Genomic DNA, 10030 nt, shown 5'->3' on the forward strand with positions numbered 1-10030 from the left:
TACTCCCAGACGTGGCTTGGAGGAGGGGTTTATCGGGGCCCCCACCCGGGCAGAGCCAGGGTGGGGTGGTATTACCGGATGGCCTCCGCCTTCCGCTGGGCTTCCTCCAGGGCCTTCTGGGGAGGAACCCCGCCCTTCAGGGTCTTTTCCAAGGCCTCTGCCAGGACGCTGGCCCAGGCGGAGAACTGGGGAAGGCGGGGGCGTTCCTGGGCGTGGGCGATCTGCTCAAAGGCCACCTTGCGGAAAGGGTTTTCCCGGTAGAAGCCCTCCAGGAGGGGGATGGCCGACTTGCGCACGGGCACGTAGTAGCTGGCCTGGACCCAGCGGGCCACGTTCTCGGGCTCCATCAGGTACCTCCAAAACTCCAGGGCGCCCCGCACCTGGGCCTCCGTGGCCCCTCGCAGGACCACCAACTGGGCCCCGCCCATGGGTACCTTGCCCCCGGGTTCCCGGGGTACCGGGGCCACCCCTAAGGTGAAGGCGAAGGAGAAGTTTTCCGCAGCGGGCCAGTTGGCGATGGAGGCCATGACCATCATCCCCTTGGTGCGCACGAAGTCCAGCTGGGCGAAGGTGGCCTCGGCCATGCTCCTTGCGGAAAGGGCTCCGGCGCGGTTTAAGCGCCAGAGCATCTCCAGGGCCTCGAGGGCCTCCTTGGAGGTGAAGTTGGGCTTTCCATCCCGCACCAGGTTCCCACCCCGGCTGGTCACCATGGCCTCAAAGAGCCAGGCCTGGGGGTCGGTGACGAAGATGAAGCCCTTGGCCTGGCGGGAGGTGAGGGCCTTGGCCACCTCCTCAAACTCCTTCCAGTTCCTCGGGGCTTTAAACCCCTTGGCCCGGAAGACGTCTAGGTTGTAGAAGAGGACCGGGGTGGAGGTGTTTAGGGGAAGGCCGTAACGCTTCCCCTCCATGACCCCGTAGTTCCAGGCGGGTTCAAAGAGGTCCTCCAGGAAGGCGCGCTCCAGGTTCAGATAACCATCCAGGACCAGGGCCCGGCCTTCCCCCACCAGCCGGGGGAAGAAGCTGATTTCCGCCTGAAAAAGCACGGGCTGGCTTCCCGTGCGTAAGGAGGCCACCAGCTTGGTCTCGGCTTCCCGGTAGTCCCCCGCGTACTGGGGCACCACCCGGTAGAGCCCTTGGCGGGCGTTGAACTCCTGGGCGAAGGCGGAAAGAAGCCTTCCCGCGGGGCCATCCATGGAGTGCCAGAAGGAAACCTCCACCTGGGCTAGGCCGGGAAGGAGGAAGAGGGCCAGGGCGACGAGCTTTTTCATGGGGGAGATCTTACCACCCTCCCTGTCAAAGGGGTGTCAGGCCTTTTCTCCCCCACGGCGCGCCGTGGATGCCCAGAGGCGCGGCCCGAAGGGGGGATTCCTTGGGGCCCCCGCCCTGGCTTGGACCAGGGTGGGGTGGCCTACCGCCTCTCCACCCCCATGGCCTTCCTCTGGGCCTCCTCGAGGGCCACCATGGGCCTTACCCCTTGCTTCAGGCTCCTTTCCAGGGCCTCTTCCAGGTAGCTGTACCAGACCACCAGCTCCGGGTCCTGGCTCCAGGGGCGGCCCACCTCCGCCTGGGCGAAGACCGCCTGCCTTTCGGGGTCTTTCAGGAAATCGGCAAGCTCCCTTTCCGCTTCTTTCCGCAAGGGCAGATACCAGGTGGTCCGCACCCACTCCGCTTGCCGCTTGGGTTCCAGGAAGTGGAGCCAGAAGGCCACGGCTCCCCGGGCCTGTTCGGGGCTTGCCCCCTTGAGCACCGCCAGAGCCGCCCCGGAAAGGGGTACCGCACCCCCTTCCCGCCGGGGCAGGGGGGCCAGGCCCACGCTAAAGGGCAAAGAGGTTTGGGCCAGCACCACGGGCAAGGCGGTGGTGGGTCCGATTCCCATAAAGGCCTTGGTGCGCAGGAAATCGGCCACGGCGAACTGGGCCTCGGCCAGGTTCCTGGCCTGGGCGTGCCCCTTCTGCACCATGCGGTAAAGCATCTCCAAGGCCTCCACCACCTCCTTGGAGGTGAAGGCGGGAAACCCATCCCTGACCAAGCTACCTCCCAGGCTCATCACGAGGGCGTTGAAGCTCCAGATGTCCGTGGAGATAACAAGCCCTTTGCTGGTGCGGCTGGTGAGCCTGCTGGCGGCTTCCTCCACCTCGGCCCAGGTCCTGGGGGGCTTAAGGCCCCGGGCGCGGAAGGCATCCTTGTTGTAGTAGAGGACGGGCACGGATAGCCCCAAGGGAAGGCCATAGGTCTGTCCCCGGACCTGGGTGGTTCGCATCATCTCCGGATAGAGGTCCTTGGGCAGGTTCTGGAGATAGGGGTTCAGGGCCAAGGCCACCCCTTCCTGGGCCAGGCGGGGAAGGAAGGAAAGCTCCCCGTGGAAAAGGACTGGGGCACCCCCTGAGCGCAAAGCGGCCAGGAGCTTTACCCCCGCCTCCCGGTAGTCCCCCACGTAGCGGGCCTCGATCCGGTAGGCGCGCTGGGACTCGTTGAAGCTTTTTATGGCCTCCTCTAAGACGCTGTTCCCCGGGGGGCCCGCCGTGTGCCAGAAGGGGATGACCACCTGGGCCTGGGCCAGGGTGGCGAGGATCAGGGTAAGGGGCAGAAGCCGCTTCATCCCCTAAAGGTTATCCCGCCTGGGGTGAGAGGGCTGAGAGGGGAAGGGAGAGCTTTTTAAGGAAGGGTTCGGCCTGCCGGTAAAGGGTTTCCCGAAGGGCGAGGAAGCGCTCCCGGGCGAAGGGGCCTGGGAAGCTTGGGGGAAGGAGCTCGGGGGGCAGAAGGGGGTCCAGGAAAAGGAGCTTGCGCATCTCGTGCACCAGGCGGGTCAGGGTCCGGAAGGCCAAAAGGGGGTCCTCGAGCACCGGGAGCACGTTGGAGAAGAGGGTTTGGTAATGGGCCGAGGCCTCCTTAAGGGGAAAGGCGCGGAGCACTTCCTCCTTCGGCCCAAGGTGCTCCGCCCGGAAGAGGGTGGCGGAAAGCCCGTAAAAGGCGAGGAGCTCCTGGGTGGCGGCCAGGTCCACCCCCGCCCCCAGGTAGACCCCGCTTTGCAGACTGCCGTAGCCCAAAAGGGCCATCTCCCGTCGAAAGCGTTCCCTTTCCCCCCGCTCCTTTGGGCCTTCCGGCAGGACCAGGAGGAAACGCCCGTCCCAGGAGGTCCTGGCCTCATAGAGGCGCCGCCGCACCTGGCGCACCTGCCAGTAGACCCGGTCGGAAAGGGCGTAGTAGGCTATGCGCCCCCGCCGCTCCGGCACCACCCAGCCCCTTTTGGCGCTCCGGGAGAGGGCCGCCCTCACCGCTGCCTCGGAGAAGCCCAGGACCTCCATCATGGTGATGAGGTCCCGCACCCGGGCGCGCCGTTCCGGGTAGATGTATTCCACAAAGAGGGTGAAGATGGTGGACCTGGCCCGCATCAGAGGGTTGGCTCCAAAAGGCGTTCCTTGTATTCCTTAAGGGCGGCCTCGAGGAAGGTGGCCAGGGGCATGCTTCCCAGGTTCCCCCGGTGCCGCCTGCGGACGCTCACCGTGCCCTCGGCCTTTTCCCTGTCCCCCACCACCAGGACATAGGGCACCTTCTGCAGCTCGGCGTCGCGGATACGGGCCTGCATGCGCTCGGGGCGGAGGTCGGCCTCGGCCCTGAGGCCCGCCTCCTTGAGCTTAAAGACCACCTCCTTGGCGTAGTCCTCCTGCTTTTCCGAAACCGGCACCACCACCACCTGCACCGGGGCGAGCCAGAGGGGAAAGTCCCCGGCGAAGTGCTCGATGAGGATGCCGATGAAGCGCTCCAAAGAGCCAAAGGGGGCGCGGTGGATCATGACGGGGCGGTGTTCGGCCCCATCTGGCCCCACATAGGTGAGGCCGAAGCGCTCAGGGAGGTTGTAGTCCACCTGGATGGTGCCGAGCTGCCACTCCCTTCCCAGGGCGTCCTTCACCACGAAGTCTAGCTTGGGGCCGTAGAAGGCGGCATCCCCTTCCTCCACCGTGTAGTAGAGGCCAGCTTCCAAGGCTGCCTCCTCAATCTGCCTTTCCGCCAGGGACCATTTGGCCTCGTCCCCCACGTACTTGTCGCTTTTGGGGTCCCGGGTGCCGATGCGGGCCCTATAGTCCTTAAGGCCCAGGGTGGAAAGCACCTTCAAAACCAGGTCCAAGACCCCCAAGAACTCCTCCTTCACCTGCCCGGGGGTACAGAAGAGGTGGGCGTCGTCCTGGGTGAAGCCCCGCACCCGGGTCAAGCCCAAAAGCTCCCCCGCCTTCTCGTAGCGGTAGACGGTGCCGAACTCGGCAAGCCTCAAGGGAAGCTCCCGGTAGGAGCGCTTTCTAAAGGCGTAGATGCGGATGTGGTGGGGGCAGTTCATGGGCTTTAAGAGGTACTCCTCCTCCTCGCCCCTTTCCTTGAAGCTGATGGGGGGGAACTGGCTTTCCGCGTAGTAGGGGTAGTGGCCGCTGGTCCGGTAAAGCTCGAGGCTCCCGATATGGGGGGTGGTGACCAGCTGGTAGCCCCGCCTGATCTGCTCCTCCCGCATGAAGGCCATGAGCTCCTCCCGGATCACGTTCCCCTTGGGAAGCCAAAGCACCAGCCCCTTCCCCACCATGGGATCGATCAGGAATAGCTCCAGCTCCCGCCCTAAGCGGCGGTGGTCCCGCTTCTTGGCCTCCTCCAGCTGCCAGAGGTATTCCTTTAGCTCCTCGGCGGTGCGGAAGGCCACCCCGTAGACCCGCTGGAGCATGGGCCTTTTCTCATCCCCCCGCCAGTAGGCCCCGGCCACGTGGGTGAGCTTGAAGTGGGGGGGGATGCGGCCCGTGGAGGGCACATGGGGCCCGCGGCAGAGGTCGGTGAAGCCGTAGGCCTCGTCCCCTTGCTGGTAGAAGCTGATCTCCTCGTCCTCGGGTAGGTCCAGGATGAGCTCGGTCTTGTAGGGGTCCTTGCCCTGGTAGCGGGAAAGGGCCACCTCTTTTGGCAGCACGAAGCGGCGCAGGGGAAGGTCTTTGGCGATGATGGCCCGCATTTTCTCCTCTATGGCGGGCAGGTCCTCATCGGAGATGGGCTCGGGGGCATCGATGTCGTAGTAGAAGCCCTTTTCGATCACCGGACCCACCCCGAGCTTCACGCTTTCCGGGTCGTAGCCCTTTTCGGCGAAGAACTCCTTCACCGCCTGAGCCAGGACGTGGGCCAGGGTGTGGCGGAAGAGGAGCTGGTACTCGGGGTCCTTCTCCGTGAGGATCCGGACCTGGGCCCCGGGCGGGAGGGGCTTTAGCAGGTCGTAGACCTCCCCGTTCACCAAGGCCCCCACGGCCGCCTTGGCCAACCCTGGGCCTATGGCCCGGGCCACGTCCCAGGCGGTGGCTCCCTCCTCCACCTCGAGGGCCTTCCCATCCGGCAGGTAGACCACCATGAACCCTACTATACACAGCCCCGCGGCCGGCGGGGATGGATTCAGCTAAGGGGAGGACTTGGGGCAAACCCAGGGTTTGCGCGAGGTGCGGGAACCGAACCCGCATGGGCGAGGGCGTGGATAAGCTGCTGGATGGAAGAAGCCTTCGGCCCACGGGGCTTTTTCCCTCTTTACCCCTCGTGGGGGAGTTTTCTCCCGGTGTAAAAGGCCCAGGCGTAGAAGAAGGCCGCCAGGAGAAAGAGGCTAGAAAACCCTAGGCTGTCGGCCACCCATCCTCCCAGGACAGTGGCGAAGGCGAAGACCCCGGCCACGGTGTTGGCCAGGCCGATGAAGGCGCTACGCTCCTCGGGTGGGGCCAGGTTCAGGAGGTAGGTGGTGGTGGAAAGCCCCAAGGCGGCCAGATAGGCCCCCTGGAGGAGGAAGACCAAACCGAAGAGGTGCCGGGGCAGGAGAAGGGCCAGAAGGGGAGCGAGGAGGGCTAGGAAGGCCCCAGCCTGGAGCACCCCCTTGGAGCCCCGCTCCGCCAGCCTGGCCCAAAGCAGGTTGGAAAGGGTGAAGGAAAGGGCGTAAAGGGAGAGGTAAAGGCCCAGCTCCTGTCCCTGCCCCAGGGTGCGCACCGCGTACACCGCATAAAAGGGCTCGGCCATCCCCGCAAGGCCCAGGAGAACCCGCACCCGAAGGTAGCGGCGGAAGCCTTGGTGCTCGAAGGGTAGGCGCAGGGAGATCCTTTCCTCCTTGGGGGGGTCTTCTGGTTCCCGGGTGAGGCCGAAGAGGTACCAGCCCGTACCAAAGGCCAAGGCTCCCAGGGCGAAGAGGAGGGCGTAGGGGAGGGGGAAGGGAAGGGGAAGGGCAAGGATTTCCCGGACCCCGAAGCCCGCCAGGAAGGCCAAAAGCCCTCCGATGAGGTTCCGGGCGGAGAAGAGGTGGGCCCGGCGCTCTACGGGCGTGGTCTTGGCCACCACCTCCCAGAAGGGGAGGCTGGAAACCCCGGTGAAGAGGGCATTCAGGAGAAGGCCCGCGAGGAAGCCTGCAAGGAGGAGGTGGGGCCAGGGGTCCAGGAAGAAGGTGGCCAAGGCCATGAGGATCACGCCGGAAAGCCTTAGGGCCGCCACCTTCCGGTAGAGCACGATCTTCCGGGCAAAACGGGCCACATAGGGGGCCAGGAAGGCCTGGGGGATCATGCCCCCGGCCTGCAGCAAGGCGGGGAGGAGGCCGATCAGGGCCCCGGGGGCCCCCAGCTTGGCGGCAAAGCTGGTGAGGACGATGTTGGGGTTCAAAAAGGTATCCCCCAGCCACACCAGCCAGCCGTTGAGCACCGCCAGGCGGTAGTTGCGGTCCCGGAGGTCTAAGATGGAGAGGATGCTGCTTCTTCCTTCCCTTGGGCCCTTCCACATCCTGCATCCACGCTACAACGCCGCCACGGTGCTGGCCCTTTTGGAAAAGGCCGGTGCCCCCGTCCTCTACCTGGCCTCCCACTCGGAGGAAAGCCTGAAGGAAGGGCTTTGGCGCGAGGAGGACCCCCTTCTCTTTCACCTGCTTCCCTGGGCGGAGGCGAAGGGCATCCCTGTGGTGGCCCTGGACGAGGAGGCCCATCTAAAGGAGGAGGCCGAGGCCTTCCGTCAAGCCCTGGCCCAGCACCCCCTGGGGAAACCCCACCTGGAGCGGATACACGCCTTTGACCAGGAGCTTTTGCAGCTCCTCAAGACCCCCCTTACCCCGGAGGTCCTGGGCTCCCAGGCCTTCCTGGACCATCTGGGCCAAATCTACGAGGGGTACGCCCAGGCCTTCGGGGAAGGTCCGGCCACGGGATTCCGGGCCCGCCGCATGGAAAGGGTGGCGGAGGCCCTGAGAGGCCGGGAAGGGGTGGTGGTGGCGGAGCTTCTGGACTACCTCCTTCTGGCCAAGAGCTTTCCCGAGGCCTTGCCCAAGGCCCATGAGCCCACGGAGAAGGAACGCCAGAGGGCCCTTTTAGACCGGGCCTGGCAGCTTAGGGAGGAGGACGACTGGGCGGGGCTCTTGGAGGGGCTCTTCCAGATAGGGGATCCCGAGGCCCTGTACCTGGCGGCCCAGATCTACCTGGCGGCCGGGGAGTGGCAGGAGGCCTTAAGCCTCATGGAGGAGGTGTTCCGCATGGACTTCCAGCACCCCGGCTACCTGCCGGGCTACGTGCTGGCCCGCTTTGGCCAGCTTCTGGACCTGGCGGGGGAGCGGGAAAGGGCCCTGAGGGCCTACCGGGGGGTCCTGGCCCTCTCCTGGGCCCCGGAGGAAGCCAGGACCATCGCCTTAGCCGGGCTGAGGAGCCCTTTCCGGCTTCCCTAGCCCTCTGGGGCATTTGTCCCGGTGGCCCTTGTCTAAGATGGAACCATGGAGGTGGAGATTCGCCGCGCCCGCCACGCCGCATACCTCCGCCTGGCCGCGGCCCATGCGGGGCCCTTGGGGCCCGCGCTTTTAGGGCATCCTGAGTTGGCTCCCCTGTACTCTAAGGCCTATGCGGCCTGTGGGGGTGCGGAGGGCCTTCCCTGTGCCGGGGTAGGAGGGGAACCCAGGGTGTGCGTGGTGCGGCGGCTGGAGCATTTGGCCTATAGCGCCCTGCGGGGGGGCAAGCGCCGGCGGGAGCAGGAGAAGGCCATGGTGGAAGGGCTTCTGGTGTGCATGGGCCACCTGACCCGGGAGTTTCCCCCCGAGTTCACCCCGGTCCTCGAGGCCACCCGCAAGGTCCTGGAGAAGGACCTGGAGTATCTTCGCAAGGAGCTTTCCGGAAGGGAAACGAGCCGGGTTTCCTAAGGTGGGGAAACCCGCGAAGTGCAAAAGGCGCCCTCCGGCCAAAGGAGGGCGCGGAGTTTAAAGCAGGTGGTGCATCTTGCCAAGGACCAGCATCAGGGCCACGGTGCTGGCGGTCAGGACGATGAGCATCAACATGAAGAGGATAAAGCGCAGGTCAAAGGTTTCCCCCTCGGTGGTGAGCACGCGGGGGTTCAGGATCAGGTAGAAGAGCAGGGTAACCAAGGCCGCTCCCAAGGCAAACAGCGCGATGTACACCATATTCTCCCTCCTGTTACCAGAGGCTGAGAAGCGCCTCCAGGCTTGTTCGTAAGTTTACCAAACCCACCCCGTAGGTGGGAATCCCCAAGGCCAAGCCCACGCTTCCCCAATAGGGCCCTGGGCTTATGGGTAGCCCAAGGGGAAGAGGGGGGCTTTCCCAGGGCCCGTAGGCCCGCACCTCCTGGTAGGTGAGGCCCGTGGGAGCCTCTACCCGCAAGACCAGGGGTTCTTCCTCGGCATCCAGGGGTTGCCAGCCCTTGGGGGTTTCCTTGGCTCCCGGGAAGCTTTGGCCAAGGCCCTCCCCGGGAAAGGCTAAGAGGAGGCGGTCGGGGCGGGTTTTTTCCAGAAGGTGGGCCAGGGGTGCCCGGGTGGGGCCGGAGAGGGGAAGTCCTTCTAAGGTGGGAGAGAGGGGCGAGGGATCCAGGGCCAGAAGAATCCGTCCCCGAAAAGAGAGGCCGTTTAGGGCCTGGAGCACGGCCAAGGCCTCCTCGTAGGGGGCATGAAGGAGGTAGGTCCTTCCTCCTCGGCCACCTTCCAGGTAGCAGTAAAGGGTGCCGAATTCGTCCAGTCCTGCCCGGAGGTGTTCCGAGAGGACCTCGAGGTCCGCGGAAAGCTGTTCCAGCAAAGAGGAAGCCATGTTCTCATGGTATCCTAAACCCCGTGCGCTACCTGGTCCTCTCCGACATCCACGGCAACTGGCCCGCCTTGCAGGCGGTCCTCGAGGCGGCCCCTTCTTTTGACGGGGTGCTCTTCCTGGGGGATGCGGTGGGCTACTATCCGGATGGGGACCGGGTGCTGGACTGGCTCATGGAGGTGGAGGCCCAGTGCGTCTTGGGCAACCACGATGCCTGGCTTCTGGCCCTGGACCGGTTGCCCCAAGAAGGGATGGTCCTGGAGATCCTGGCCTGGCAGCGGGAGCGGTTGTCCTCCAGGCACCTGGATTTTCTCTTTTCCTGGCCCTGGCAGAGGGAGGTGGAGGGAGCGCTTTTGGTCCACGGCAGCCCCTGCGATCCCATGGAGTACCTGGATGGGCTGGAGCTGGCCCGCCAGGCCTTCGCCTGTACGGACCACCGCCTCACCTTTCACGGGCACACCCATCTGGCCGGGGCCTTTTTGGAGCTTTCCGGACCCCGCCCATGGGTGCGCTACCAGCGCCTGGCCGAGGGGGGTGAGCTGATCCTGTCCCCTACGGTGCGGGCCCTGGTCAACCCGGGTTCGGTGGGCCAGCCCCGCGACCACGTGCCCGGGGCGGCCTTTGCCCTGTGGGCAGACTTGACCGATATGCGGCCTTGGGGTAAAGAGGGGGCATGACCCTACGCGAGGCCTTGTCCCAAGTCCCCGACCCCAGGGCCCGCAACCGGCGGTATCCCTTGTGGGGCTTGTTGGCCCTCATCTTGGTGGCCTTTCTCGCCCGCGTGGACTCCCTGCGCGGCGTGGAACGTTTCGCCCGGGCCAACCCTCACCTCTTGCCCCACCTGGGCCTGCGCAACCCCCCGGGCCACACCATCCTCACCCTCCTCCTTCACCGTCTGGACCCAAAGAAGCTCCAGGAGGCCCTCCTCCAGGTCTTCCCCGAGGTGGACCTGGGAGGGGTCCTGGTGGTGGACGGGAAGCACC

11 protein-coding genes are annotated in these 10030 nt (G+C 65.5%); 4 read left to right on the forward strand and 7 right to left on the reverse strand.

Going from position 1 to position 10030, the window contains the following annotated elements; genetic code table 11:
- Positions 1–71: 71 nt before the first annotated feature.
- The 5 genes from G584_RS0105865 to G584_RS0105885 form a co-directional block, all read right to left on the reverse strand.
- Positions 72–1268 carry an ABC transporter substrate-binding protein gene (locus G584_RS0105865; RefSeq protein ID WP_028493782.1) on the reverse strand — a complete coding sequence of 399 codons (1197 nt, stop codon included), beginning with the start codon at positions 1266–1268 and terminating at the stop codon, positions 72–74.
- Between the two features lie 140 nt (positions 1269–1408).
- A complete protein-coding gene (locus G584_RS0105870; RefSeq protein ID WP_028493783.1) occupies positions 1409–2599 on the reverse strand; it encodes an ABC transporter substrate-binding protein in 1191 nt (396 codons plus the stop codon).
- 10 nt (positions 2600–2609) lie between these two features.
- The gene (locus G584_RS0105875; protein ID WP_028493784.1) at positions 2610–3392 is read right to left on the reverse strand and encodes a PaaX family transcriptional regulator C-terminal domain-containing protein; all 783 of its coding nucleotides are present in this window, start codon (positions 3390–3392) and stop codon (positions 2610–2612) included.
- Complete coding sequence (gene thrS / locus G584_RS0105880; RefSeq protein ID WP_028493785.1) at positions 3392–5371, reverse strand: threonine--tRNA ligase; 1980 nt, start codon at positions 5369–5371, stop codon at positions 3392–3394. The genes G584_RS0105875 and thrS overlap by 1 nt, the downstream gene beginning before the upstream one ends.
- 170 nt (positions 5372–5541) lie before the next feature.
- Positions 5542–6765, reverse strand: coding sequence for an MFS transporter (locus tag G584_RS0105885; protein ID WP_028493786.1), 1224 nt, complete (start codon positions 6763–6765; stop codon positions 5542–5544).
- Between G584_RS0105885 and G584_RS0105890 the strand changes: the two genes are divergently transcribed.
- Together G584_RS0105890 and G584_RS0105895 are read left to right on the forward strand one after the other, a co-directional pair.
- Entirely contained in the window at positions 6731–7690 is a 960-nt protein-coding gene (locus G584_RS0105890; RefSeq protein WP_038050784.1) for a tetratricopeptide repeat protein, read from the forward strand. The two genes, G584_RS0105885 and G584_RS0105890, sit on opposite strands and share 35 nt — an antisense overlap.
- A gap of 45 nt (positions 7691–7735) precedes the next feature.
- Complete coding sequence (locus tag G584_RS0105895) at positions 7736–8155, forward strand: hypothetical protein (protein WP_028493787.1); 420 nt, start codon at positions 7736–7738, stop codon at positions 8153–8155.
- 57 nt (positions 8156–8212) lie between these two features.
- On the opposite strand, the gene G584_RS0105900 is transcribed toward G584_RS0105895, so the two are convergent.
- Complete coding sequence (locus G584_RS0105900; RefSeq protein ID WP_028493788.1) at positions 8213–8413, reverse strand: hypothetical protein; 201 nt, start codon at positions 8411–8413, stop codon at positions 8213–8215.
- Positions 8414–8426: 13 nt separating this feature from the next.
- Complete coding sequence (locus G584_RS0105905; RefSeq protein ID WP_028493789.1) at positions 8427–9050, reverse strand: hypothetical protein; 624 nt, start codon at positions 9048–9050, stop codon at positions 8427–8429.
- 23 nt (positions 9051–9073) lie between these two features.
- Here G584_RS0105905 and G584_RS11990 point away from each other — a divergent pair, with 23 nt between their 5' ends.
- Together G584_RS11990 and G584_RS0105915 are read left to right on the forward strand one after the other, a co-directional pair.
- The gene (locus G584_RS11990; protein ID WP_245563330.1) at positions 9074–9724 is read left to right on the forward strand and encodes a metallophosphoesterase family protein; all 651 of its coding nucleotides are present in this window, start codon (positions 9074–9076) and stop codon (positions 9722–9724) included.
- Positions 9721–10030: transposase family protein (locus G584_RS0105915; RefSeq protein WP_028493790.1), on the forward strand; the 310-nt coding region annotated here is incomplete at its 3' end. The genes G584_RS11990 and G584_RS0105915, both read left to right, overlap by 4 nt.

The organism is Thermus antranikianii DSM 12462 (genome assembly GCF_000423905.1).
GTDB classification, from domain to species: domain Bacteria; phylum Deinococcota; class Deinococci; order Deinococcales; family Thermaceae; genus Thermus; species Thermus antranikianii.

Coding starts and splice junctions, on each gene's coding strand:
- G584_RS0105865 (WP_028493782.1), bottom strand. CDS start 1,268: ATGAAAAAGCTCGTCGCCCTGGCCCTCTTCCTCCTTCCCGGCCTAGCC.
- G584_RS0105870 (WP_028493783.1), bottom strand. CDS start 2,599: ATGAAGCGGCTTCTGCCCCTTACCCTGATCCTCGCCACCCTGGCCCAG.
- G584_RS0105875 (WP_028493784.1), bottom strand. CDS start 3,392: ATGCGGGCCAGGTCCACCATCTTCACCCTCTTTGTGGAATACATCTAC.
- thrS (WP_028493785.1), bottom strand. CDS start 5,371: ATGGTGGTCTACCTGCCGGATGGGAAGGCCCTCGAGGTGGAGGAGGGA.
- G584_RS0105890 (WP_038050784.1), top strand. CDS start 6,731: ATGCTGCTTCTTCCTTCCCTTGGGCCCTTCCACATCCTGCATCCACGC.
- G584_RS0105885 (WP_028493786.1), bottom strand. CDS start 6,765: ATGTGGAAGGGCCCAAGGGAAGGAAGAAGCAGCATCCTCTCCATCTTA.
- G584_RS0105895 (WP_028493787.1), top strand. CDS start 7,736: ATGGAGGTGGAGATTCGCCGCGCCCGCCACGCCGCATACCTCCGCCTG.
- G584_RS0105900 (WP_028493788.1), bottom strand. CDS start 8,413: ATGGTGTACATCGCGCTGTTTGCCTTGGGAGCGGCCTTGGTTACCCTG.
- G584_RS0105905 (WP_028493789.1), bottom strand. CDS start 9,050: ATGGCTTCCTCTTTGCTGGAACAGCTTTCCGCGGACCTCGAGGTCCTC.